22 protein-coding genes are annotated in these 24,350 nt (G+C 40.6%); 13 read left to right on the top strand and 9 right to left on the bottom strand.

Going from position 1 to position 24,350, the window contains the following annotated elements; genetic code table 11:
* Nucleotides 1–3: 3 nt before the first annotated feature.
* The 3 genes from U9670_RS03050 to rpoD form a co-directional block, all read right to left on the bottom strand.
* A complete protein-coding gene (locus U9670_RS03050) occupies nt 4–1,299 on the bottom strand; it encodes an exonuclease SbcCD subunit D C-terminal domain-containing protein (protein WP_323841329.1) in 1,296 nt (431 codons plus the stop codon).
* Between the two features lie 68 nt (nt 1,300–1,367).
* Entirely contained in the window at nt 1,368–1,694 is a 327-nt protein-coding gene (locus U9670_RS03055) for a YbeD family protein (RefSeq protein WP_323841330.1), read from the bottom strand.
* A gap of 211 nt (nt 1,695–1,905) precedes the next feature.
* Nucleotides 1,906–3,762, bottom strand: coding sequence for an RNA polymerase sigma factor RpoD (gene rpoD, locus U9670_RS03060; RefSeq protein WP_323841331.1), 1,857 nt, complete (start codon nt 3,760–3,762; stop codon nt 1,906–1,908).
* A 375-nt stretch (nt 3,763–4,137) separates the two neighbouring features.
* On the opposite strand from rpoD, the gene U9670_RS03065 reads away from it, so the two are divergent.
* The 4 genes from U9670_RS03065 to U9670_RS03080 all read left to right on the top strand — a co-directional run bounded on the left by U9670_RS03065 (nt 4,138) and on the right by U9670_RS03080 (nt 8,087).
* Entirely contained in the window at nt 4,138–4,647 is a 510-nt protein-coding gene (locus tag U9670_RS03065) for a hypothetical protein (protein WP_323841332.1), read from the top strand.
* 90 nt (nt 4,648–4,737) lie between these two features.
* Nucleotides 4,738–5,049, top strand: coding sequence for a hypothetical protein (locus U9670_RS03070; RefSeq protein WP_323841333.1), 312 nt, complete (start codon nt 4,738–4,740; stop codon nt 5,047–5,049).
* Nucleotides 5,050–5,239: 190 nt separating this feature from the next.
* Nucleotides 5,240–6,649 carry a type I glutamate--ammonia ligase gene (glnA, locus tag U9670_RS03075; RefSeq protein WP_323841334.1) on the top strand — a complete coding sequence of 470 codons (1,410 nt, stop codon included), beginning with the start codon at nt 5,240–5,242 and terminating at the stop codon, nt 6,647–6,649.
* A 181-nt stretch (nt 6,650–6,830) separates the two neighbouring features.
* A complete protein-coding gene (locus U9670_RS03080; RefSeq protein WP_323841335.1) occupies nt 6,831–8,087 on the top strand; it encodes an FAD-dependent monooxygenase in 1,257 nt (418 codons plus the stop codon).
* Between the two features lie 105 nt (nt 8,088–8,192).
* Here the strand turns inward: U9670_RS03080 and U9670_RS03085 are convergent, their stop codons facing one another.
* The gene (locus tag U9670_RS03085; RefSeq protein WP_323841336.1) at nt 8,193–9,095 is read right to left on the bottom strand and encodes a LysO family transporter; all 903 of its coding nucleotides are present in this window, start codon (nt 9,093–9,095) and stop codon (nt 8,193–8,195) included.
* A gap of 270 nt (nt 9,096–9,365) precedes the next feature.
* Between U9670_RS03085 and U9670_RS03090 the strand changes: the two genes are divergently transcribed.
* The 3 genes from U9670_RS03090 (at nt 9,366) to ttcA (ending at nt 14,591) form a co-directional block, all read left to right on the top strand.
* Entirely contained in the window at nt 9,366–10,535 is a 1,170-nt protein-coding gene (locus U9670_RS03090) for a mechanosensitive ion channel family protein (RefSeq protein ID WP_323841337.1), read from the top strand.
* A 133-nt stretch (nt 10,536–10,668) separates the two neighbouring features.
* Nucleotides 10,669–13,488 carry a bifunctional 23S rRNA (guanine(2069)-N(7))-methyltransferase RlmK/23S rRNA (guanine(2445)-N(2))-methyltransferase RlmL gene (rlmKL, locus tag U9670_RS03095; protein WP_323841338.1) on the top strand — a complete coding sequence of 940 codons (2,820 nt, stop codon included), beginning with the start codon at nt 10,669–10,671 and terminating at the stop codon, nt 13,486–13,488.
* A 140-nt stretch (nt 13,489–13,628) separates the two neighbouring features.
* Nucleotides 13,629–14,591 (top strand): tRNA 2-thiocytidine(32) synthetase TtcA, encoded by a 963-nt coding sequence (gene ttcA / locus U9670_RS03100; protein ID WP_323841588.1) that lies wholly within the window; start codon nt 13,629–13,631, stop codon nt 14,589–14,591.
* A gap of 94 nt (nt 14,592–14,685) precedes the next feature.
* On the opposite strand, the gene aroQ is transcribed toward ttcA, so the two are convergent.
* On the bottom strand, nt 14,686–15,162 hold the full coding sequence (gene aroQ, locus U9670_RS03105) for a type II 3-dehydroquinate dehydratase (RefSeq protein WP_323841339.1): 477 nt from the start codon (nt 15,160–15,162) through the stop codon (nt 14,686–14,688).
* 326 nt (nt 15,163–15,488) lie between these two features.
* Between aroQ and U9670_RS03110 the strand changes: the two genes are divergently transcribed.
* From U9670_RS03110 to U9670_RS03130, 5 genes are all read left to right on the top strand, one after another.
* On the top strand, nt 15,489–15,698 hold the full coding sequence (locus U9670_RS03110; RefSeq protein WP_323841340.1) for a cold-shock protein: 210 nt from the start codon (nt 15,489–15,491) through the stop codon (nt 15,696–15,698).
* A gap of 169 nt (nt 15,699–15,867) precedes the next feature.
* On the top strand, nt 15,868–16,335 hold the full coding sequence (locus U9670_RS03115) for a hypothetical protein (RefSeq protein WP_323841341.1): 468 nt from the start codon (nt 15,868–15,870) through the stop codon (nt 16,333–16,335).
* Nucleotides 16,336–16,355: 20 nt separating this feature from the next.
* Nucleotides 16,356–17,630 carry a DEAD/DEAH box helicase gene (locus U9670_RS03120; RefSeq protein WP_416381469.1) on the top strand — a complete coding sequence of 425 codons (1,275 nt, stop codon included), beginning with the start codon at nt 16,356–16,358 and terminating at the stop codon, nt 17,628–17,630.
* Nucleotides 17,627–18,832 (top strand): radical SAM family heme chaperone HemW, encoded by a 1,206-nt coding sequence (gene hemW, locus U9670_RS03125; RefSeq protein ID WP_323841342.1) that lies wholly within the window; start codon nt 17,627–17,629, stop codon nt 18,830–18,832. Before U9670_RS03120 ends, hemW begins: the two co-directional genes overlap by 4 nt.
* Before the next feature lie 131 nt (nt 18,833–18,963).
* Nucleotides 18,964–19,485, top strand: coding sequence for a tRNA (cytidine(34)-2'-O)-methyltransferase (locus U9670_RS03130; RefSeq protein ID WP_323841343.1), 522 nt, complete (start codon nt 18,964–18,966; stop codon nt 19,483–19,485).
* A 52-nt stretch (nt 19,486–19,537) separates the two neighbouring features.
* Here the strand turns inward: U9670_RS03130 and U9670_RS03135 are convergent, their stop codons facing one another.
* From U9670_RS03135 to tusD, 3 genes are all read right to left on the bottom strand, one after another.
* A complete protein-coding gene (locus tag U9670_RS03135; protein ID WP_323841344.1) occupies nt 19,538–19,867 on the bottom strand; it encodes a TusE/DsrC/DsvC family sulfur relay protein in 330 nt (109 codons plus the stop codon).
* Nucleotides 19,868–20,176 (bottom strand): hypothetical protein, encoded by a 309-nt coding sequence (locus tag U9670_RS03140; protein ID WP_323841345.1) that lies wholly within the window; start codon nt 20,174–20,176, stop codon nt 19,868–19,870. It lies immediately after the preceding gene.
* A gap of 67 nt (nt 20,177–20,243) precedes the next feature.
* Nucleotides 20,244–20,624 (bottom strand): sulfurtransferase complex subunit TusD, encoded by a 381-nt coding sequence (tusD, locus tag U9670_RS03145; RefSeq protein ID WP_323841346.1) that lies wholly within the window; start codon nt 20,622–20,624, stop codon nt 20,244–20,246.
* 132 nt (nt 20,625–20,756) lie between these two features.
* Between tusD and glnE the strand changes: the two genes are divergently transcribed.
* Nucleotides 20,757–23,540, top strand: coding sequence for a bifunctional [glutamate--ammonia ligase]-adenylyl-L-tyrosine phosphorylase/[glutamate--ammonia-ligase] adenylyltransferase (gene glnE, locus U9670_RS03150; RefSeq protein WP_323841347.1), 2,784 nt, complete (start codon nt 20,757–20,759; stop codon nt 23,538–23,540).
* Between the two features lie 20 nt (nt 23,541–23,560).
* Here the strand turns inward: glnE and U9670_RS03155 are convergent, their stop codons facing one another.
* Complete coding sequence (locus tag U9670_RS03155) at nt 23,561–24,349, bottom strand: capsular polysaccharide synthesis protein (RefSeq protein WP_323841348.1); 789 nt, start codon at nt 24,347–24,349, stop codon at nt 23,561–23,563.
* Nucleotide 24,350: the final 1 nt, after the last annotated feature.

Below are 24,350 nucleotides of genomic sequence, written 5' to 3' on the forward strand. Positions count from 1 at the left end.
AGGTTAATCTATATTGTGGTCAGTGTGGTGAATGTCGGCAAGTAGTGCTTGATAAGCCTGTGTCAAAAAAAGTTTTTCATCGCTGCTGATGTTTTTTGTGGTTAGCAACTGTTCAAAAATGTCTGTCTCTTTAAGCTGTTTGAGGTTCATTGGTTTTGGTTTTGAACCAAGCACTCTTTGGTGTAATGTGCGATTTTGAATGTTTAACGCCAGTATTTGCGAGCCATCAATAAACTCGCGTATGTCTTGGGTGAGTGTTGGTCGTAATTCTTGACCTGTGTAGATGATTTCCACCCAAATGCTGGTATTTTTAGCCATCAGCTCGGCCAATTCACTACTGATTTTTTGCCAATCACCTGTGATTTTTGCCAGCATTTGAAAGACTGGCACAGCAAGGGGGTGGATACTGGGTGTGGTGGTTTGATGATCTGGGTTAAAATCAACAATCAGTACTTGTTTGGTCTTGCCAATCTCACCAAAACCCATCGCAATGGGCGAGCCACAGTAACGAATATGCTCGCATTCTGCAACCCTTTGTGGTGCATGAATATGACCAAGTGCAACATAATCAATGCAATCATCAAAAATGCTGGCAGAAATTTGTCCTAATGTGCCAACATATAAATCTCGCATACCGTCATCTTTTGATGAAATGTGCGACCCTGAAACAAACAGGTGTCCTGTTGCAATGATGGGGATTTTTTTGTTAAATTTTTCTAAAATATCACTTTGTGCTTGTTTGGCATGGTTGGTTAGTGTTTGATAATGATTGGTGATGCCTATGGTGGTGTCATGTTCTTTGTTTTTGATGTCATCAAAACTGCCACTATTTCTAATATCTTTGTCTCGTAAATATGGTACAGCAAGTACGATGGCTTTAGGTGTATCATCTTGGCTTAAAATCAATAGTTCATCGTCAATATGACCACTTGTAGTGCCAATAACCTTGATGTTTAGAGCGTTTAAGATGGATTTTGGTGCATCTAAAAAGGTTGGGCTGTCATGATTTCCTGAGATAATCACAATGTTGTGGCAGCTGCTTTTGGCGACTTGACCTAAAAATTGGTAATACAGCTCTTGTGCCTTGTTACTGGGGGTCATGGTGTCAAAAATATCACCTGCCACAATGAGTACATCAACAGTATTATCGTTGATGGCATTGATTAGCCAATCTAAAAAATGAGTAAACTCGTCATAGCGTTGCTGGTTGTACAGCCGTTTGCCAAGATGCCAATCAGAAGTATGCAACACCCGCAAGGTGGATTTACTTTTTTTGGGAATGGGGACAAATGTACTCATAAAATTTAAAAAACCTTGCAGGGTATTTTAGGCAGATGGCATCACAAAGGCTATGGCAATTGTGTGCTTTATATGACTGTCTTTACAGTTTTCGCTTTATCAAGTGCGGTGTATAGGCGATTTACTTCATCAGCAGAGGTCAGATACAGGCGTGTACGAAGTGCGTGGAATTTGCCCGTTTTTGAGGGTTTGACTTGAATGCTGGCTGCATCAAATTCTGGAAAAATCTCTGCCAATATGAGTGTTACTTCATGACGCAAGCTGTCATGCTCGCCTTCATGCCCAATAATACTGATTGGATAGTCCATTGGAAACTGCCATAATTCTGGATTTTGAATTTCGGTGCGTTTTGCACCTTGTGCGGTAGGTGTGCGATTTAAGTCGGTTAATTTCATCAGAATGCCTTATGTTTTATATTTTATGATGATTTGTAAATGGGGTGTGGATAATAATTTTCAAGATGTTATCAGCTGGTGCCAAGCTAAGATGTGCTATTTAGGCGTATTTAAAAAGTACGAAAGAGACTGCAATAAAACTGTAACAAAATAACCACGCAAAGGTGGTTATTTTGTCTTATCTTGCTGTTTTATCTGCTTGGGCTTTTGGTTAATCATTTTCTAAGAATGAACGCAAATGCTCGGAGCGAGAAGGGTGGCGAAGTTTACGCAAAGCCTTAGCCTCAATTTGGCGAATGCGTTCACGAGTTACATCAAATTGCTTACCCACCTCTTCTAGTGTATGATCAGACGCCATATCAATACCAAATCGCATTTTTAGTACCTTTGCCTCTCGTTCGGTAAGATTATCCAAAACTTCACGAGTCGCTTCACGCAAGCCTTCGGCTGTAGCACTTTCCACAGGGCTTGAAATGGTGCTGTCTTCAATAAAATCCCCCAAATGGCTGTCTTCATCATCACCAATTGGCGTCTCCATTGAGATGGGTTCTTTGGCAATTTTTAAGACTTTGCGGACTTTGGCTTCGTCCATATCCAAGCGTTCGCCCAGCTCTTCTGGTGTTGGTTCACGACCCATTTCTTGAAGTAGTTGACGGCTGACACGGTTAATTTTATTGATGGTCTCAATCATGTGCACAGGAATGCGAATCGTGCGTGCTTGGTCAGCAATAGAACGAGTAATGGCTTGGCGAATCCACCAAGTGGCATAAGTTGAGAACTTATAACCACGGCGGTATTCAAACTTATCTACCGCTTTCATCAAGCCAATATTGCCCTCTTGAATGAGATCAAGAAATTGTAAGCCACGGTTGGTGTATTTTTTGGCGATGGAAATGACCAGACGCAAGTTGGCCTCAACCATGTCTTTTTTGGCACGGCGTGCTTTGGCTTCACCGATTGCCATTTGGCGTGCTACCGCTTTCATGTTTTTGACATCCATGTGTAGCTCATTTTCATGAGCTAGGATTTTTTCTTGCAAAGCGATGACTTCTGGCAGTACTTTTTCTAGCGTATCGGCAAAAGCAGGTTTGCCAGCAATGCGTAGGCGTAGCCACTCTAAGTTGGTTTCGTTACTTGGAAATGTCTTTTTGAACTCATCTACAGGCATTTTGCCACGACGCACAACCAAACGCATGATTTTTCTTTCGCTGTTGCGTACATCTTCATAAACTTCACGCATGAGTGTTGTTGCTTGCTCAGATAGGCGGTTGTTGAGTTTGATTAGCATAAAGCGTGAGGCAAGCTCATCATAGGCAGACTTTGCTTCATCGCTGCCACGACCATATTTTTCTAAGGCTTTTTGAGATTTGTTAAATAAGTCTTGGATTTCTTCAAAGCGTGTACGCACCTCTTCTGGGTCAAGATTGCTGTCATCATCGCTATTTACAGGGTCTATGTTATCGTCTTCATCGTCCGAGTCGCTGATATCGTCGTCATCTTCTTTGATATCATCAAGCTCAACCTCAACATCTTCTTTGAGTTCAAATTCATCATCTTCAAGATTTAAAAAGCCAGCAACAATGTCAGAGATTTTCTTTTCACCTGTTTGTATTTGGGCGTATTCATCAAGCACAAATTTTACGGTACCAGGCCAATAGGCCATGATGTATTGTACTTCTCGAGTGCCTTCTTCAATACGCTTGGCAATTGCAATTTCACCATCACGAGAAAGCAAATCCACCGTCCCCATCTCACGCATATACATGCGTACAGGATCGGTGGTACGACCAGGCTCAGTCTCAACACTTGCCAGTACCGCCGCCGCTTCATCTGCTGCCATATCATCATCATTGCCTGAGCTGGCCAAGATGATGTCATCTTCATCAGGGGTAACTTCATAAATTGGAATGCCTACATCGGTAAGCATTTGTACAATATCTTCAATCTGGTCGCTTTCTGTTACAGAATCGGGCAATTGATCGTTCATTTCGGCATAAGTTAGGTAGCCTTGCTCCTTGCCTAATTGAATTAGGGCTGCCAACTGAGAATTAGAATGTTGTTCGCTCATGAATGCTCACTTTTTTATTATCAACTTGATGGTAATATTTGCTTTTTATTATAGCATGGATATGTGGTATTTGGGGGTGCTTGTTGTATTTTTAAAGGTTTTTATGGGTTTTTTGAATGAATCTGATGTCATAAACAGCCCCATCATGATTATTGGCGAGAACCAAGTAAGATGCAAGCTGGATAATTAAGATGATTTAGTGGGTGGAATGGATAATATTTTATAAGATTGCTGGCAAAATATATAAATTCTTTGTAAAATAAGATGCGTCGTATTATTTTTATTGATTTTGTTAGGTCTTTATTTATCTTATCTTAATTTTGTTTTGGTTCAAGGTTTTGGTTTAAGATTGCTTGGGTTGTCAATTGGTTTTGTATGTCTTATTATTTTTGTAGTTTTTCTATGTTTTTTGCTCGATTTCTTGGTGTTAGGCTGTTTTGTGTTGCTTTATTAGGGTTGATTTTGGCTGCCTGTCAAGACAAGGCTCAAAATTCTTCAAACGACTCCAACTTTGAACCTGATGCTTTGGTGGGGTGCTATGCGTTGGATCAAAATGAGCCTGCACAAATTAAAATTGATCATGTTAAAAGTGGCTTTATCATGCAAATGAAAGAGCCAAAAGATGATGGGGTGAATGTGTGGGATAGTGGCGAGTCATTGCAGGTGTTAAATACTGACAAAGGGTGGGAATACTTTAAGAGTAATGCACTGGATTTAAACAAAGATGATGTCTTAAAAATCATTGCACGCCCAGACGGTATGATGGCATTGGCACAAGTCAAAGCATCTGCAAAAAATATCAATCCACGCCTAGACAGTCCATATGTCATGTACATCGTGCAAGGCTCTAATACTGTTTATCAAGTGTCGTGCCATGTGGATTGATCATCACCAATCAAATCATGATGAAAAGTCATGACAAATGTTTTAAATCATAGACAAGATTGCAATTAAAAGTATAAATGGGAGCTTGACATGGGGTTGATTGGCTATTTGGTTTTGGGTTCGGTAATGTATTTGGCGGGCTTTATGGTGCGTCAAAAATTTCTTAAACCGTATCAAAAGCAGGCCAAAGATGGGCGATTGCCTATTTTACACCCAGCATTAATGAAATGTTTAATCATTTGTTTTGGTGTGATGTTGGTGGTGAGTGCCTTGATGGGGCGTTTTATACTACACCATCTTGTTTTTGATTGGGCGTTTGTTTTGATGAATAGTTTGGTGGCGACGGTGGTGTTTTATTTTGGGGTAAATCCTGATATCACCAGAATGAATTTGCCAGACTGATGGCTTTTTTTGATGTATTTTTTGGCGCACAAAAACTAGAAAATTTGATGGCATGATGATAAATTGTGCTGATTTGATGATAAGATATTGCAAATCTGACCAACTTGTCAAAAGTGATTGACAGATGGTGGTTGAGGCTTTAATATCGTGTGTTATCTTTGTTTTTTAATTTGACCTTTGGAGTAATATTATGTCTAACAAGTTGTTTGACTTGATTGAGTCATCAAACGCAAAATGGGTGGATTTTCGGTTTACTGATACGCATGGCAAAGAGTTGCATTTGACTTTTCCTGCATCATCAATTGACGAAGATACGCTAGAAGATGGTAAGATGTTTGATGGTTCATCGGTAGATGGTTGGAAGGGCATTGAAGCATCAGACATGATTTTATTGCCAGATGTAGATACAGCATACCTTGATCCATTCTTTGAATCACCAACAGTGGTCGTTACTTGCGATGTCATTGAGCCAGATACAATGCAGGGCTATGCAAAAGACCCAAGATCTATCGCTCGCCGTGCTGAAACTTATCTGAAATCAACAGGTATTGGCGACACCGCCTTGGTTGGGCCTGAGCCTGAGTTTTTTGTGTTTGATGAGGTTAAGTGGGACATTGATATGTCTGGTGCTAGAAGTACTGTCATCGCAGAGGCGGCAGCTTGGAGCACCAACAAAGACTATGCGTGGGGCAATCACGGTCAGCGTCCTGCTGTCAAAGGTAACTACGCTGCCATTTCACCTGTAGATCATCATCAAGACATGCGTGCGGTGATGTGCGATCGCATTGAAGAGGTGATGGGCGAGGGGCGTATTGAGGTACACCATAACGAAGTGGCCAGCTGTCAGCTTGAAATTGGCATATCTTTTAATACATTGGTCAAAAAAGCAGATGAAGTGCAACAGTTTAAGTACATTGTGAAAAATGTTGCCAGTCAATTTGGTAAAACAGCAACTTTCATGCCAAAACCACTTGTTGGTGATAATGGCTCAGGTATGCATGTCAATATGTCCATATCCAAAGATGGCGTAAATACTTTTTCAGGTGATGAGTATGCTGGCCTATCAAAGACGGCATTATACTTTATTGGTGGTATCATCAAGCACGCGCGTGCGTTAAATGCAATCACAAACCCAAGCACCAATAGCTATAAGCGTCTTGTGCCACATTTTGAAGCACCAATTAAACTGGCTTATTCTGCATCAAATCGCTCGGCATCTATTCGCATACCGCATGTCAATAGTCCAAAAGCGGTGCGTATTGAAGCTCGTTTTCCAGACCCATCTGCCAACCCTTACTTGTGTTTTGCTGCCATTTTAATGGCAGGTCTTGATGGTATTGAGAATAAAATTGAACCAGGTGAGGCTGCAGATAAGAATCTGTATGACTTGCCACCAGAAGAAGAGGTGCTGATTCCGACTGTGGCGGAGAACTTGGAGGTGGCACTTAATGCTTTGCGTGATGATCATGAATTCCTACTAAAAGGCAATGTATTTAGCAAAGAGATGATTGATGATTATATTGCTTTAAAAATGAAAGAAGTACAAAAAATCAATGAGGCGGTGCATCCATTGGAATTTGATATGTATTATCGTGCGTAGTTTTATTGGTGGATTTGTTAGTAAATTTAAAAAAAGCATAAGACTGTCTTATGCTTTTTTTATAAAATGGGTTAAATCATTGGTAAAAATGGCGTATTTTCAGTACAATAATTTATTAATGCGATATTAATGATATTAATGATATGAATAAAGCCGTAAGATTTGATGATTTGGGAAAGTAATGAAAACAGATAATATGGTGCAAATCAATACTGATGTACTTGTTGTGGGTGGTGGTGCGGTTGGCATGACATTGGCTATTGGGCTTGCCAAGTTAAAAAAGACCGTCATGTTGATTGATGTTAAGCCTAAGCTGTCGGTGGTTGACGAACAAATGGCATTAAACAGGCGAGATGCTCGTGTTTATGCATTGAATTTAGCCAGTCTGAATTTGTTTGATGGCATCGGTATTGGCATTGATGTTTTTCAGCGCCGAGCAGACTACACAAAAATGCAGGTGTGGCAAGGCGATGGGCGTGGCGAGTTAAATTTTGCCAAACAATCGCTTACGCCAAGATTGTTGGGTAGTATGATTGAGCCTGCCATTATTGATGAGGCACTAAGACAACGAGCAATGCAGGCGGATATTACGCCATATTTAACCGTGCTGCATGGCACTTGGATTGATGAGCATTTTGGTATTGATGTGCGGCCAAAGACGGTGTGTGTTCGTATCATGAATGATACAGGTTGGACTAAGATTGTAAATACTCATCTGCTGGTTGGTGCAGATGGGCGAGGTTCTGTCGTGCGTAGGCTGTCTGGCATTGGCGTGGATACATTAGATTATCATCAAACAGCCATCTGCTGTGCCATCAAAACCGATAAGGCACATCAGCATACAGCCCGTCAAGCCATGCTTGATACAGGAACGCTTGCTTTATTGCCACTTGCAGATATGTCAGCAGATGATGGTGGGCATTGGCAATCGGTAGTTTGGACATTACCAACTCAGATTGCCAAAGAATTTTTGGCATTGTCGCCTGAAAATCTTGCTGATAAATTGGCATTGGCAAGTAGTTTTGAACTGGGAAAAATCCATCAGATCCAATCGATTGCCAGCTTTGCACTGTCTGCCCAAGTTGCCAAAAGCTACATTGCTCCGCACACATTGCTTATTGGTGATGCAGCACACGGTGTGCACCCATTGGCGGGGCAGGGGTTGAATTTGGGTTTGGCAGATGTTAGCGAGCTATTAGCTCTTATTGCAAATGATGGCAAAAATATCTGCAAAGTAGGCTTACTTCGTCAATATGAGCGAGCCAGATATGGCAAAAATACTTTGATGATGCATGGCTTTTCGGCGATTAATTATGCTTTTGTGGGCAAAATCTTTCAAAAAGAGCCGATGCGGTTTATCCGTTCAGAGGTGGTCAATTTGACAGGTAAAATCCGCCCATTGATGGATTTTTTCAATAAAAAAGCAAGTGGATTTTAGTGATGGTTTTTTTGTAATGAGGGTATGAGGGTGATAGTGTGAGGGCAATAGATTGTTTGGGATAGCTTGCTATAGCCAATCAAACTGCCCTATGAGTCATTTAAATCAGCCCAGTGCACTAAAAAATACCATTAAGATGGGCGAGACGATGTTGGTGATAAAACCAAAACTGATCACAGCAGGAATGATTTGTGTGCCACCTGCCGATGCGAGTGTGGGTAAGGCAAAATCAAGGCTGGTTACACCGCCAAGCCCAATCGCTGCTGATGATGAATATCGCATGACATAAGGAATAATGATGAGTGCAATGATTTCTCTGCTAAGATCGTTAAGTAAAGCAATGCTTCCCCAGACGGCACCATAAGCATCAGTCATGACCGTGCCTGATAGCGAATACCAGCCAAAACCTGATGCTAATGCCAGACCTTTGGTCATAGAAACATCATCAAATATCAGTGAAAATATTACGCCAGATAATAAAGTTGCTGTCATGAATATCAGACTGATTTGCACCCCTTTTTTATTGAGCATGGCTTCTTTTAAGGTCATGCCAGAGCCTTTTAGACTGATGCCCACCAAGAACAATAATGCCATCAGTAAAATAGTAGTGGTGTTTTGTGGGGGTAAAAGCTGTTCTGGTAAAAATTTTGCTATTACAAAGCCGATTGCCAAGCAGACAAGCTGAACCATGCTACTTTGTAGGTTAATTTTTGGCTTGTTTTGTAAGGTATTTATTTTTGTTTGACTGCGGTGATCAAGTAGCCATAGTGCGACCGACCCAACACTGAGTGTCAAAAAAACAAGAGTGCTTAGATATAAAGCAATTTCACCAATTTTTTCAACAAGGTCATCAATCAGTCCAAGCTCAATGCCAATAACAATTAAAATCAAATAAATCAGATAATTCAGTGCACGCTCGGCCATTTTTGTTAGGTCGGTGCGATTGGGCAGGGCAAACCCAATAAACATTGGTGTTAAAATCAGAATCAGTGTAACCAGTGCATTCATTGCGTCATCTTAGTCGGATAAAATAAACCCAAAGTACGGCAATATTTTTTAATAGTTTAAAAATAAAAGCGTATTTTTGGTGATAAGTTTGTTAAAATGGTACATAATTTTTTTTTTATGAATAAAAACACACTGCGCTGACTTATTCATTGCATTATTTTATTTGCTAATGAGGGTTGAGGTCAGCAAGGGTGGTTTTAGGCAATCAAATATGGGCGAATTTCTGCTACTATTGTAGCATTCTTACCCAACAAACGCTACCTTGGTCCTATGAATAGTCAAAGTGTCATTCAATTTTTTGATAAAATTTTAAAAGATTTGCACCAAAGTGTGTATTTATTTTTGGGTGGCTCGCTGGACGACCAGACTTTGAACTGGGCGGAGCGTGGGCTGTCTTTGGCAACAATCATGATAAAAATTATGATTTTGCTGTCGGTGATTGGGCTTATTTATTGGTTTTGGGTGTATTGTATCAAATACGCTCAAAGATTTTTTCATGTGTCGCATCGTGGTGTACGCATTATGCGTGCTGTGCTACGATATATGTGGTTTGTTACAAGCTTAATTGCGGTGATGATGCAGGTCGGCATTCAGGCGGACATGGTCAAAGCAACAGCAAAAGCGGCAGCATGGACAGGGTTTTATTATGTTTTGTGGACGACATCGGGCAAAATGCTTAGTGGCGTGTTAAAACATTATGAATTGAACGCCTCCATTGAACAGCTGTTTAAAAATATGATGCTTGTTGTGGTGTTGGTGTTGGCATTGGCAAGCGTATTAGCCCAGTTTGGCTTTGATATTGTATCTTTGGTTGCAGGTCTTGGTATTGTTGGTTTGGCGGTGGGTTTTGCTGCCCAAAGTACGCTTGCTAACTTTATTGCAGGCATCACCATCTTGATTGAACAATCCTTTCAGGTGGGTGACTGGATTCGTTTGGGTGATAAAGAGGGTCGTGTGGTCAAAATCTCTCTACGAGCCACACAGATTCTTGACCGTGACAATATCATCATCATTATTCCCAACTCTACTGTTGCCTCATCTGAGGTGGTCAATCTTACCTCCAAAAAAATGATTCGTTTTGATGTTAAGGCTCGTATTGCCTTAGAGGCTGACATCAGTCAGGCCCGTAGCATCATTGTTAAAACGCTATCTAAAGATGAGGTTGTATTAAAGCACCCAGCACCGATGGCAACGGTAGCAGAGGTTGGTGAATATGGCGTATTTTTTATTGTGCGTTTTTGGGTTGCTCCATTGTCGGTGGCTCGCATTCCCATCATCAAAGAAAATATCAATGAAAAAATTAAGCGTGCCTTAGATGAGGCGGGTATTTGGGCGCCTTATCCACACATGCGTCTTATCATGCCTGATGATGGCGGTATTCAAATTGTCAGCCCATCTAAAAAGCTCGGCACAGCCATTGACGAGCAAACTGATGAATAGGGTATTGATTGCATCTAGGGGTGCTGAGTATAAAAGTTAGCCAATCATTATGCTGATAAATCCACCAAAAAGCATCGGTATTTGGTGGATTTATGCTATAATAATCGGTTGATTGCCCTGCTTTGGAAAAATTATGAGCCTTACCACCCCTTTTCTTACCAATCCCTTTGACCATTTTGATGTTAATGCGTTTAATCTTGTCATCACTTGTGCTGATGGACTTGAAAATGCTTTATTGATTGAGCTTGATGGTTTTGGTTTGCAGGGAGATATTTTGCGAGCAGGACGCGTGCAAGTTAAGGTCAATCTTGCCAAGTTTTATCACATTTGTCTATATTCTCGTGTGGCAAGCCGTGTTTTGTTGCCAATAGGTGAGTATTATTTTAAGCAAAAACCAACCATCAACAATCAAACGCCCAAGGACGATAAAGGACGCACCACGGCTCGCACGCTTGATACACCAGTGATTGACGAAGATGTACCAGAGGCGTTGTACCAATTTGCATCTCGTTATGACTGGACGGCAATTTTTGGTCTAGATAATACTTTTGCCATTCGTCTGTCTACTGACAAACGCATGACGGTCAATCAACAGTTTGCAACCTTACGCATCAAAGATGCGATTGCCGATACTTTTAATAAAAAGCTTGGTGCACGCCCGAATGTTTCAAAAACGCCTGATTTTCATATTTTTGTTGCAGCAAATAATAAGTTTGCCGAGATTTTTTTGGATTTATCAGGCGTCAGTTTGCACCGTCGTGGTTATCGTGTGGTTAATACTACTGCACCTTTAAAAGAAAACTTGGCAGCAGCACTTTTGTATGAGTGCGGCTGGCATACAGGGCGACATGATGCCTTGATTGATCCGATGTGTGGTTCTGGAACTTTTATTGCAGAAGCCTTACTCATGCGAGCCAACTACCCTGTGGGATTGGATAAAAACACGAATGAGTTCGGTTTTTATTGCTGGGTGCATCACGATGATGAGCTGTGGCAGAGTATTGTTAGTATGGCAAGTGAGCAATTTCATGCCAATTTGGACAAGCTTGTTCAAAATCCACCAACTGTCATTGCCTTGGATGCAGATGCTGCGGCTGTTCATGCTTGCCATCAGAATTTGCTTGTCTCGGGGCTTGCGCCAATATTGCCACACATTACCTTGCAGCAAAGGTCTTTATCGGGGCTAAAAGATGTGCTGTCTGGCATTAAGGTAAATCATCCGTTGATCATCACCAACCCTCCTTATGGTGAGCGTTTGGGTGAGGGCGATTTTATCAAGCCGCTATATCACGGCTTGGGTTTGCTGGCAACTGACGGATTTGCTCTTGCGGGTGTGGTAAGTGCGGATATGGCGGTGTTGGGCAGTCATGTTGAACATGTGGATACCTTGCCCATCTTGGAGCCAAAAACTTTACGCTGTCATAATGGTGCACTGACAGTGTATTTTAGATATGGGGCGATGGATTTGACAAGTGGCCCAACCTTGCTCGAGCGATTTGAAAAAAGACAAATCGTCCATGAAGAGTCGCAGGAGTTCATCAATCGGCTTCAAAAAAATTTGACCCACCTAAAAAAACTTGCCAAATCTAATGGGGTGAGTAATGTGCGTGCTTATGATGCTGATTTGCCCAATTATAATGTCGCTATTGATATTTATGGCGATAAAGTCCATGTGCAAGAGTATGCACCGCCTAAACAAATCCCTGTAGAAGTTGCTAAAGCACGATTTAATTTGGTATTAAATGGTGTGCGTGAGGTGCTTGGTGTGTTTCGTGAAGATGTGTTTATTAAGACACGAACTAGGCAGTTGGGTAATGAACAATATACCAAAAATCCCAATGCAGACATTAAACGCAAAAAAATGTATGTCGTGCGTGAACATGGTGCGTATCTGTATGTGAATTTTACTGATTATTTGGATACAGGATTGTTTATTGATCATCGCAATATGCGTCAAATTGTGGCTCAATCCAGCCGTGCTAAAAGAGTGTTAAACCTATTTGCCTACACCTGCACCGCAAGCGTGCATTCTGCAATGGCGGGGGCAAAGACGGTAACAAGCGTGGACTTGTCTGCTAATTATCTTGACTGGGGCAAGCAAAATTTTGCTCTCAATGGTTTGGATTTAACTGCTACTTTGCAAGATGAGGACAAATATCAATTCATTGCATCTGATGTTTTTGAATGGATTAAAGAGCATACCGAACACTATGATGTGATTTTTATTGACCCGCCAACTTTCTCAAATTCTAAGAAGTTTAGAGGCACTTTTGATGTTCAAAGAGATCATGTTGCCTTAATCAACCGTGCCATGAATCGCTTATCTGCCGATGGCGTGCTGTACTTTAGTAATAACTACACGCGTTTTGCGTTAGATGAGAGTCTAATTGAGCGTTATGATGTGGTGTGCATGACAGATAAGACAATTGGTTTTGATTTTAATTCAAAAAAACCAATTCATCAAAGTTACCAAATTCGCCACAAAAATGGCACTCAGGCTAAGATAATACAAAGCACCCAAGATGATGATTTTTTAGATGTTTATGATGATTTTAGAACCGATGGTAAGTTTGGTTTTAATAACGACACTCTAAAAAAAGGCAAATCTAGAGGTTTTATTAAAGGCAATGCCAGCAAAGATGATGTCAATATTGACTCTGGGCGTGGCATGAGGTCTGACGGTGCTAAAAAGAGTGGATTGAAAAAAGATAATTTTAAAAAAGATGGGGTAAAAAACGGCCATTTTGATAAATTTGATAAAAAATCCATCAAAAATTCTACTCGATTTGATACGGGGGAATTAAAGCATCAAAGAGATTCTGCCCAAAAATCAAATACACCTGCACAAAAGGTGCGTTATGAGAAAATTGATGGCAGACTTGTGGCAAAACCTATTGATGAGTCGCAAGCTGATAATATTCCAAAAAAATATACAATAAAATCAAAATCTTAATAAAATGAAATCTGAGCTGAGAAAAGATTATGAATGATTTGAATCTTAATTTAAATGCAGATGATTTAAAAATCATTGAAGCTTTATCGTCAAAATCAAATAGTGATGACCATGCTGATTTGGATAACGCTTACGATGAGATGTACGATTTGAACGATGGCATTAAATCTGTTCGCTTTAAAAAACTGCAAAAAAAGTTACGCAAAGAAGTCTCTTGGGCGATTCGTGATTTTAACATGATTGAAAATGGCGATGTGGTCATGGTTTGTATTTCTGGCGGTAAAGACAGCTTTACATTGCTGGATATTTTGTTATTTTTAAAACGCATTGCACCGATTGATTTTGAGGTGGTGGCGGTCAATCTTGACCAAAAACAGCCAGGCTTTCCTGAGCATATTTTGCCAGAGTATTTATCTAAGCAAGGCATTCCTTATTATATTTTAGAAAAAGACACTTATAGTATTGTCAAGCAAGTTGTACCAGAGGGTAAAACTTACTGTTCGGCTTGTTCCCGTTTGCGTCGTGGCTCGCTGTATGGCTTTGCCAAGCAAATTGGAGCGACCAAAGTGGCATTGGGGCACCATCGTGATGATATTTTGGCGACTTTCTTTTTAAATTTATTTCATGGCGGCAGCTTAAAGGCAATGCCACCAAAATTATTATCAGATGATGAGCAAAATGTACTGATTCGTCCGCTTGCTTATGTTGCTGAAAAGGACATCATTAAATATGCCAATTATAAGGGCTTTCCAATCATTCCTTGTAATCTGTGTGGCTCACAAGAAAACTTACAACGAGCCATGATTAATGATATGCTTCGTGAATGGGATAATGCTCACCCAAAACGCCTAGCCAGTATGTTTAAGGCGTTACAAAATGTTGCTCCAAGCCAGCTTGCTGACCGCAAATTGTTTGATTTTGAGAGTTTAAAAATCAATCGCAATGATGATAAAAGACTGTTTGAGGGCGATCATATTCAGGTGGGTGTTGTTGATAAGCTGGCGGATATGGGTCTGCCGACTAACCCTGAGGTGCAGACCTTTAATCCTAAGTTTGATAAGAATAAAGAGAATAAAATTCCTGTGATAAACCCCCTATTATAAGGCTTAAATTAAAAGATCGGGTGTGGTCATGACATCTTGATTGATTGCACTTTTACTTTAGTGTGTTTTTTTGTTAGATGGTATAATCATGTGCTTACACACCTGTATCTTGTTTAAAATGCTCAATAAACCATGCTAAAGCCATGTCATAAGCTAAATCACCAAGCCCACAAATCACACCGACCGCCTTATCGGAAAAATAAGAATGCGTGCGAAACGGCTCACGAGCGTGAATATTGGATAAATGCACTTCAATAAAAGGCTTGTCTGCTGCTAACAATGCATCTCTGATGGCAACCGAAGTATGTGTAAAAGCGGCAGGGTTGATGATGATGGCATCAAAACTTTTGCTGTCGGCCAGCAACCCTAATTCGCTGATTTTATCAACGATATCGCCTTCATGGTTGGATTGAAAAGCGGTGAGTTTAATGCCATGTGCGTTCGCTTTTTCTGATAGGCGATTTTCAATATCGCTAAGCGTATTTGTGCCGTAGATGTGTGGTTCTCTTTTGCCTAATAAGTGCAAATTTGGACCATTTAATAATAAAATGTGCGGTGTTTTTAAACTCATGCCAAATGCCAAAATCAAACTGATGAACAGGGCTATTGTAACAGATTTATCAGCAAAGATTTGAGTTTATTGTTGCTTAAATCTGCAAATTTTTCGTAAAAATTTTGGTAAAAATTGTAAAAAATACTTGTATTCTTAAATTATCATTGATATGATAATTTCAGCAGTTATTCAAAGATGTGTTTTTTTGTAAATATTTCATACAATTAATTTGCGAAAAATTAACCGCCAGAATGTCTGTGTTTGGAATAAAAGATCGATTGTCGGTCTTGTTAGTTGGCTTGCGATGAACATCGATTAAGCATTTTTAGTTTATAGGAAAAAATATGTCAGTTCGTGAACAAGGTACTGTGAAGTGGTTCAATGATTCTAAAGGCTTTGGCTTTATTCAACGCACAACAGGCGAAGATGTGTTTGTACACTTCCGTGCGATTTTGGGCGAGGGCTATCGCTCACTAAAAGAGGGTCAGGCGGTTGAATTTGTGGTAACCGAAGGTGATAAAGGATTGCAAGCAGAAGAAGTGACCAAGCTTTAAAAATGTCTTTAATTTAAGTATTTTAAATAAAAAAGCCCGCTAAATAGTGGGCTTTTTTGTTACCAAAAAAACTGATAAAATGTGGATAATGTTTTAAATCATTTGCATAAATTGTCAAAATAAGCTATTGTATTACGGCTTTTTAATTAAATTAATAGAGGTTATTTTTATGAAAACTGCACAAAAAGTTATTGTTGCAACTGCACTATTTGCCACTTCTATCTTCTCTGCATCTGCGATTGCCAAGACGACTAAGGCAACCAAAGCACCTGCTGCCAGTCCTGCAATCATAGAAAAGCAGGTAAGCGATGAGCAAAGATTGGACGCCAGCCTTAATCAAGGTTATCAAATGTGTTTATCAAATGCTTTATTGCTCGCTGATGTATCAAAAATGCGTCAAGGCGGGGTGAGCGAGACTGATGCTAAGAAAAAATTTAGTGAAATCGCTGAGGGTGCTCCTAAAGAGACGCAAGAAATTACTAAAAAACGACTGAATTCTTTGATTGAGAATGTGTACGCAAAACAGCCCATTCAAAAAACAGATGCCGAAAAACTCAGTTTGGTGGAGAGTGTAAAATTTGGCGAATTCTATGACTGTTCTATTGCTGTTGGCTACTCATTGGCTGGTGGTAAGTAATTAATAAAAAGGATTTATTTTTGATAGAAAATACTTTTGCTGAGGCCAGCTTACATCAATTGGGATTTTGCCATTTTGATGATTTGCCATTGTCTGAACAGACCTTAAAGGCGGTGCGTGCACTGAATTTTGAACAACTAACGCCAATTCAAGCACAAATTTTACCGCATACTTTGGCCAATCAAGATGCCATTGGTCAGGCACAGACAGGCACGGGTAAGACAGCGACTTTTTTGATCACCATCATTGAGTCGCTATTAAAGCGTCCGTTCGTTGATGGGGAGGTGCGTTTTTTGGGTGAGCCACGAGCACTCATCTTGGCACCGACCCGAGAGCTTGCTCAGCAGATTTTTGCTGATTGTCGAGAGCTTACTAAATTTGCCAATCTATACAATTTGTGTATTACAGGTGGGGCGGATTTTGATAAACAGGCGTCTCAGCTTGAACGCCGACCCCTTGATATCCTAATTGGTACGCCAGGGCGTATCATTGATTGGGTGAATAAGGGTGTCTTATTTTTAGATAGGGTAGAAGTTTTCGTCCTTGATGAGGCAGACCGTATGCTTGACATGGGCTTTATCCCTGATATTAAGCGTATTGTCCGCCATATGCCTGCCAATACACACCGCCAAAGTTTGCTGTTTTCAGCAACTTTTAATACCGATGTGATGAATTTGGCATATCGTTGGCTAAACAATCCTGCTTTTGTTGAGATTGCACCACAGAATAAGACAAATAAAGCGATCGATCAAAAATTCTTTTTATTGACTGAACGCGAAAAGATGAGCGCGCTGCGTGAAATTTTGTCTGCTGGTGATGTCAAAAAAGCCATCGTCTTTGCCAATCGCAAAGATCAGGTTAAGCGTTTGTATGATAATTTGCGTCGCCAATTCGAGGTTACCATGCTTTCAGGAGATGTTGCTCAACAAAAGCGAGAACGATATCTACAGCGTTTTAAAGATGGTGAGGTTAATATTTTGGTGGCGACTGATGTTGCGGGGCGTGGCATTCATGTTGATGATGTTACCCATGTGATTAACTACACTTTGCCAGATATGCCAGATGACTATGTGCATCGTATTGGGCGTACTGGTCGTGCAGGACATACGGGTGTATCAATCAGCTTTGTTAGTGAAAATGATGCTTTTAATTTACCCGCTCTTGAGAAACACTTGGATATGAAGTTTAAATTAAGCCAATTTAAATCCCAATCTCAAGTTAATACCACCCAAAGTCAATCACATTCATCGGCTGACCAGCTGGGTTCAAGTGATGACATGGCGAATGGTTTATGAATCCGTTGTTAAAGTTATTGGCTGTTAATGTTCCTTTGTCTCTGTATATCCATATCCCGTGGTGTGTGAAGAAATGCCCTTATTGCGACTTTAATTCACATGCTTTGCCAGTTCATAGTGATGCCGATACACTGGATATGTCCTTTACTGAGTATGTTAATGCACTGCTTGCAGATGCACGCTCACAGACATCTTTTGTGCAGGGTCGGCAGATACATTCGGTATTTATTGGTGGTGGTACGCCATCACTTTTGCCTACCCATCAGCTCAAAAGACTTTTTGATGAGCTTCGTGATGTTTATCAATTTAGTGAAGATTGTGAAATTACGCTAGAGGTCAACCCTGGTACGATTGAGCATGCACCTTTTGAGGAATATTTAAGCATTGGCATTAATCGCTTATCCATCGGTGTTCAGACTTTTGATGAGCAAGCATTGCAAATACTTGGACGCATTCACAATCCTACGCAGGCGACGAGTGCAGTAGCCAATGCAAAAAATGCAGGCTTTCGCCGTATCAATGTTGATTTGATGTACGGACTCCCCAATCAAACCGAAGTGCTTGCTGTTAATGATTTGAAAACCGCCATTCAATCAGGAGCGACGCACATCTCTTGGTATCAGCTTACTATTGAGCCAAATACTGCCTTTTATCGTACGCCCCCCAGTTTGCCTAATGATGATACGCTTGATGCCATTGAAAAGGCTGGGCGTAAGTTGCTCGTTGATTACGGCTTTGATAATTATGAAATCTCGGCGTGGGTAGGTGCTGATGACACGCCATGTAGACATAATGTGAATTACTGGCAATTTGGTGATTATTTGGCGATTGGTGCTGGTGCACATGGCAAGATAACCTTATGTGGTCATGCCAACTTTGCTGATGGTATTTATCGGTTTAGTAAGTCTCGCATACCAAAAGACTACCTAAATTTTATGCCATTGGTTGCACCAAAGATGGTGAATTTTGAAAAGATTGCCGAAGACGCATTGCCCGCTGAATTCATGATGAACGCACTAAGATTGCGACATGGTGCAACAACACAGATGTTTGAAGAGCGGACAGGATTGCTTGTTAGTAGCATTGACAATGAGTTATTGCCACTGCAACATGAAGGTTTTATGGTGCATGATGCATCTTTATTGAGCCCTACGGACATGGGTTTTCGCTATGTAAATCATTTGGTTAGAGCATTCTTATAAGGATAAATGATGAGCAATATGAATGAATGCTAAAAATAGGTTTCTTTGGTGTTTTTTTTTTGATCATATTTTTTAATCATATCTAGTGCATAACTTTATTTAATACATAACTTTAGTCGGTGTATTGAGCCATGTCCAACATTCATATTGTCTTATTTTCTCCAAAAATCCCCAATAATACAGGTAATATCATTCGCTTATGTGCCAATACTGGAGCCAAACTGCACTTAATTAAGCCACTTGGCTTTGAATTAGATGATACTAAATTAAAACGAGCAGGGCTTGATTATCATGAATATGCTCAGATGCGTGTTCATGAAAATTGGCAGGCCTGTCTTTGTGAGTTGACCTCCTTGGGCGTGTATCAGATAGTAGCATTGACAACCAAATTCAGCCACTGCTTTTATGCACATGACTTTGTTCATGAAGAGAGTGTGGCGATGGTATTTGGCTCTGAGACCGATGGGCTACCCCCTGAGGTGCGTGCTGATATCGGTGAGTTAAACTGGCTAAGATTGCCCATGTTGCCCGAATCTCGCAGTTTGAATCTTGCTAATTCAGTATCAATTTGCTTATATGAATTGTGGCGGCAAAAGGGTTTTGCTGGTGATGTGGGGCAAAGTGTGGGCTATCATAAGCTGACATCAAGATGAATAAGCCTGTGATCTTGTTTTAAAATGGTTTCTTCTGTCAGCCATCATTCATTCATAAACAGTTGGGTGGTTTTGGCAGGCCTGCAATGCGATTGATATGGCGTGCTACTAACCCTGTGTTAAAGAGCCTTTGTAGCTTGGCATTATCAATCTCATCATCAGGTAGGCTTTGACTTAGATGCTTGATGAGTGGGCGTGTGGCAGGACTGTGATGGTATTTGTCAAAAAATGCTCTGACTTCGTCTAGAATGCGATAATGAATGCCATCAAGTTTTATGTTCAAGGTATCAGCAAGTTGTTGGGCTGTGCTTGGCGTCCATAGTGTATGGTCGGTCAGGTGCCCATCACCATCTAATTGTAGTTCTGGTATTGTGTTTGTCATTTAAAATTCCAAAATGCCATCAAAATCCATCATTTTTGGTGGGTCATCTAAATGTAACATCATGTCATCAATGGTGGTATTTAAGATGATGTGTTTGTCAAAACTTATCCAAGGTTGCTCAATATCATATAGGCTTAGCGATTGAACCATGCCATATGTGCGACTCTGCGAATCATTTAATATCACATGACTAAGGCCTGAAAAATAAAATTGCACTTGGTGATCAAAACTTGCCAAAGTCAAACCCAAAGAGATGGCTTCGTAATTGATCAACTCGCTGTCTGACTGGATTTTTATTAAAAATTTCATAATTTATCAAGGCTGATTGCTAAAATTTTTTGTTTGTTGATTTGCTTGTTCATTTTGTTAGCTTGTATTAAAACTGCATTATTTTTGTATCATTATTTAGCATTAAGACAAGTTCTGATAATCCTGTTAGGCGAAAAGATGGGTGCAAATTATCACCATCTAGCTGATGTCGCTTAGCATTGCTACTGTCTGTGATACCGCGCGCCAACGCTGTGCTGACACATACGGGCAAATCAAGCGAGTATTGATTTGCCAGTTTCACCCATTCATCTTGAATATTGGCTACATCTGCTGTTTGCCACATGAGACGATTGGCTGTGTAAGCACCATCGCCATAAAAAAAGACATGCACGGTTTCGTTGTTTGTGAGCATTTGTTTGGCGGTGATCAGAGCCATTTTGGCGGCGTTGCTGTGTGGATTGGTGGTGATGAGTAATAAGATTGGCATGGCTGGCATTGATTTTAAAAAAGTAACTTAAAAATTTGTCAAAAATTATGCTTATTATAGCCTAAAATTTGGTGTAAAATGAGAAAAACTGTTTTTATTTTTTAACTGGTTTTAACATTTGAACAAACTACCATGACGACATTTAGCCCCAGCCAAGCCGAACTTGATACCTTGAGACTTGCCAGTCCTTTTGCGTATTCATTATACAACAAAAAAACAACAGATGCTGAGGCATTCTTGACCAAATATGGTTTTGAATATGCGATTGCCGACGCTGAATTTGATGAAATGATTGATGATTATATCAAATCGGCAGAGCAAGATGATGATGTGATGGCGTTGCTGCGTGCATTGCGTAACCTGCTTATGCTTAAATGGATTTGGCAAGATGCGTTGGGTATGATTGAGCTTACTGTGCTGATGCATGAGCTGTCTGCTTTTACCAATGCGTGTATTTGCTTTGCCAAAAATCATGTTTATCAAAACCTGGTTCGTCGTTATGGCATACCGATGACAATCGTTGATGGACAAAAACAAATTGATGAATTTGCTGTGGTTGCTATGGGTAAGCTTGGGGCGATGGAGCTAAATTTATCCAGTGATATTGATTTGATTTTTATTCACAAAGGCACTGGTCAAACAGATATTAGTGAAATCGGTAAAAAAACCATTGAAAATCAAAAATTCATGACCAGTTTGGGGCGTGGTATCATCCGTTTGTTGGACGAGATGACGGTTGATGGCTTTGTATTTAGAGTGGATATGCGATTGCGTCCATGGGGCGATGGCTCGGCGATTGTCATGACAGCAACGGCACTTGAAAAGTATTTTAATCATCATGGGCGTACTTGGGAGCGTTTTGCATGGTTGAAGGCTCGTGTGGTTAATCAAATCAGTGAGCCGTTTTTGGATAGGTTGTCCAATCTACGCAAAAACTTTGTTTATCGATATTATATTGATTATAGTGCTTTTAGTGCGTTGCGAGAGATGAAGTCGATGATTGTGGCACAGCAAACGCAGCGACAAGATTTGGATAATGTTAAGCTGGGTGTGGGCGGTATTCGTGATATTGAGTTTATTGTGCAGTCGTTCATGCTCATTTATGGTGGTCATCAAGTGGCGTTGGGTGAGAATCTGTCTTGCCTTGATGGTATTGTCGCTTTGACTCAATTTGGGTATCTAAATGCTGATGAAGCGGATAATTTGGCAGGTGCGTATCGTTTTTTAAGGCGATTAGAGCACGCCATTCAAGCTTGTCATGATAAACAGACGCAAAGACTGCCCCAAGATAAGACGGAGCTGTCTGCCATTGCAAGTGTGCTTGGGTTTGTGGATATTGACCATTTTATCCAAGCGTTAGATGAGCATCGCCAAAAGGTATCCATACCTTTTAATAGAATGATTACCGACCGCAAAAGCCCAAATCAGAAGATTGGTAGTTCTGCGACCATTTGGCAAGAATTGCAAGCGGTGTTGAGCGATCAAAGCGTGCGATTGTTTGAAGAGTTTTATGGTTCAAAGCTCGTGCAAAGTTTGGACGAAGAACCAAAATCTCGTTTGGACGCTGCCTACCCCATCATCTTGCACGCTTTACTTGAACACGCCAAACAAGATGGTGAACAGCGTGCAAATTTAGCAGTACCCAGATTGATTACACTACTTGAATCCATTTGTCGGCGTTCAATTTATTTGGTGATGTTGGCTGAAAATCCTAATGCGACCATTGCACTGGTGCCCATGCTCTCAGCAAGCCACTGGATTGCCAAAGAGCTGGCATTACACCCAATGCTACTTGATAACTTTTTGCAAAAACGCTACCTGCATTTGCCAAATAAGGCTGAATTGGCTGATATTTTGCGTCAAGGTTTGCTTAGGGTAGAGCGATTTGATGATGAAAACTATTTGGCAAGCATTAGGCTTTTTAAAAAAACACAAGTTTTGGCAGTGGCAACCGCTGATGTGCTAGGGCTTCGTCATATTATGAAAGTCTCGGACAGCCTTACTTTTATCGCTGAGGTGGTATTGGAATCAGCATTACAGCGTGCTTTTGATGAACTTACGCATAAGCATGGCTATCCAATGTTACAAAATGGTGAGCGAGCCAGCCATACGCATCTTGGATTTGCCATCATCGGCTATGGCAAATTAGGTGGTATTGAAATGAGTTATGCGTCAGATTTAGATGTGGTATTTTTGCACAACATTAATGAACAATCTGATACAGATGGCAAAAAACCTGTCAGTGGCATGAGATTTGCTTCTCGTATGGTGCAAAAGATACTCAGCTACTTGACCACTCAGACCCGAGATGGCAGAGTGTATGAGCTTGATATGCGTCTGCGTCCATCGGGTAATGCAGGTGTGATGATTGGCTCACTTTTGGCATTTGAGTTGTATCAAACTCAAAAAGCATGGGCGTGGGAGCATCAGGCGCTTGTGCGAGCTCGTGGCATCGCAGGCGATAGAGCGGTGCTTGGGGTGTTCGATGAGATTCGCCAAGCGATATTGACCAAAGCACGTGATGTCGAGCAGGTGCGTGTGGATGTACAAGAAATGCGTCAAAAAATGCAAAGCCATCTAGGAACGCAGGGCGATAAGACGCATCAATTTAACCTAAAACAGGATTTTGGCGGTCTGGTGGATATTGAGTTTTTGGCTCAGTTTTTGGTGTTGGCACACGCCCACCAACACCCAAATCTTGCTATTTGGTCGGATAATGTGCGTATCTTTGAGGAAGTGGCAAAGACAGGGCTCATTAGCGATGAGTGGTGTGATAAACTCACCCAAACCTATCTACTACTTCGCAAGACCACGCACGAGCTTGCCTTATCTGACAAGCAAATCATCGTGGATGATGAGCTTTGGCAAGAAAGCCGAGCCTTTGTGCGTGGGGTTTGGGAGGGGGTGTTGGGGTAAAAACTTCAACATTATTTACCCTAACGATAATTTGTTAGAATAGGTCTTAATCTTTTATCTTTTAGTGTGAATTTCATATATTTAAACACAAGAGGGTGTAAAATATCACCGCCTAACTCTGTCCACTGAAATGGATAACCTTCATTATCGCCCCATATATTACCTGCATTTTGTTTGACTAACTCGTATTTTTCATCTAATCTTCGATGTAATTCTGCATACCACTCAGTTGTCAATGGTGAATATGGACGACAAATGTAACAGCCATTACCTGTAATTTGGGAAAGATATTTGATCATTTTATTGCGAATTTTAGGCAGGTTTCTTGCTCCCAAGCCTGTTTTCGCTGTTTCGGGATAGCCAATTAACCAAGCATTGCTTTGCTCTAAATTTTCAAACATAGGCAGCCATGAATGTTGGCACATTTTTACATCGCTATAGCCACCACCATAATGGTGCATAAAATAGCAACGCAAATAATCTGAACGATGGTTGAGGGATAAGAATTTATAAGCAGGGTGTAGGGGGAAATCAGGTAAAATATATTCCGCTAGATTATTGGGGGTAATCAGTTGAATATCCACGCCAGATTTTTGTTGCAAAACCTGAATTGCCTTTAATCGGTTCTCTGACATTTCATTATCCCCTGTCCAAAAAATATAAATCAACTTAGGAATGGGAGATAACTCACATTGTGTGCTATAAGGAGAGTTAGCCAAAAAAGAGTCTTTATACTTACTTTCATTATATTGATAAGGGGAGATCATGTGGTTAAATATACTAAGGTAATATCTAAAAATGTTTTTCATA

It is taken from the genome of Moraxella tarda (assembly GCF_035181405.1).
Lineage (GTDB): Bacteria > Pseudomonadota > Gammaproteobacteria > Pseudomonadales > Moraxellaceae > Moraxella.

Excerpts from the sequence above, each read along its gene's own strand:
- hemW (WP_323841342.1), top strand. The coding sequence starts at position 17,627 with ATGAATCCGTTGTTAAAGTTATTGGCTGTTAATGTTCCTTTGTCTCTG.
- U9670_RS03085 (WP_323841336.1), bottom strand. The coding sequence starts at position 9,095 with ATGAATGCACTGGTTACACTGATTCTGATTTTAACACCAATGTTTATT.
- ttcA (WP_323841588.1), top strand. The coding sequence starts at position 13,629 with ATGTACGATTTGAACGATGGCATTAAATCTGTTCGCTTTAAAAAACTG.
- U9670_RS03115 (WP_323841341.1), top strand. The coding sequence starts at position 15,868 with ATGAAAACTGCACAAAAAGTTATTGTTGCAACTGCACTATTTGCCACT.
- U9670_RS03110 (WP_323841340.1), top strand. The coding sequence starts at position 15,489 with ATGTCAGTTCGTGAACAAGGTACTGTGAAGTGGTTCAATGATTCTAAA.
- U9670_RS03055 (WP_323841330.1), bottom strand. The coding sequence starts at position 1,694 with ATGAAATTAACCGACTTAAATCGCACACCTACCGCACAAGGTGCAAAA.
- glnA (WP_323841334.1), top strand. The coding sequence starts at position 5,240 with ATGTCTAACAAGTTGTTTGACTTGATTGAGTCATCAAACGCAAAATGG.
- rlmKL (WP_323841338.1), top strand. The coding sequence starts at position 10,669 with ATGAGCCTTACCACCCCTTTTCTTACCAATCCCTTTGACCATTTTGAT.
- aroQ (WP_323841339.1), bottom strand. The coding sequence starts at position 15,162 with ATGAGTTTAAAAACACCGCACATTTTATTATTAAATGGTCCAAATTTG.
- U9670_RS03155 (WP_323841348.1), bottom strand. The coding sequence starts at position 24,349 with ATGAAAAACATTTTTAGATATTACCTTAGTATATTTAACCACATGATC.
- U9670_RS03065 (WP_323841332.1), top strand. The coding sequence starts at position 4,138 with ATGTCTTATTATTTTTGTAGTTTTTCTATGTTTTTTGCTCGATTTCTT.
- U9670_RS03070 (WP_323841333.1), top strand. The coding sequence starts at position 4,738 with ATGGGGTTGATTGGCTATTTGGTTTTGGGTTCGGTAATGTATTTGGCG.
- tusD (WP_323841346.1), bottom strand. The coding sequence starts at position 20,624 with ATGCCAATCTTATTACTCATCACCACCAATCCACACAGCAACGCCGCC.
- U9670_RS03050 (WP_323841329.1), bottom strand. The coding sequence starts at position 1,299 with ATGAGTACATTTGTCCCCATTCCCAAAAAAAGTAAATCCACCTTGCGG.
- U9670_RS03090 (WP_323841337.1), top strand. The coding sequence starts at position 9,366 with ATGAATAGTCAAAGTGTCATTCAATTTTTTGATAAAATTTTAAAAGAT.
- rpoD (WP_323841331.1), bottom strand. The coding sequence starts at position 3,762 with ATGAGCGAACAACATTCTAATTCTCAGTTGGCAGCCCTAATTCAATTA.
- glnE (WP_323841347.1), top strand. The coding sequence starts at position 20,757 with ATGACGACATTTAGCCCCAGCCAAGCCGAACTTGATACCTTGAGACTT.
- U9670_RS03135 (WP_323841344.1), bottom strand. The coding sequence starts at position 19,867 with ATGACAAACACAATACCAGAACTACAATTAGATGGTGATGGGCACCTG.
- U9670_RS03130 (WP_323841343.1), top strand. The coding sequence starts at position 18,964 with ATGTCCAACATTCATATTGTCTTATTTTCTCCAAAAATCCCCAATAAT.
- U9670_RS03080 (WP_323841335.1), top strand. The coding sequence starts at position 6,831 with ATGAAAACAGATAATATGGTGCAAATCAATACTGATGTACTTGTTGTG.
- U9670_RS03140 (WP_323841345.1), bottom strand. The coding sequence starts at position 20,176 with ATGAAATTTTTAATAAAAATCCAGTCAGACAGCGAGTTGATCAATTAC.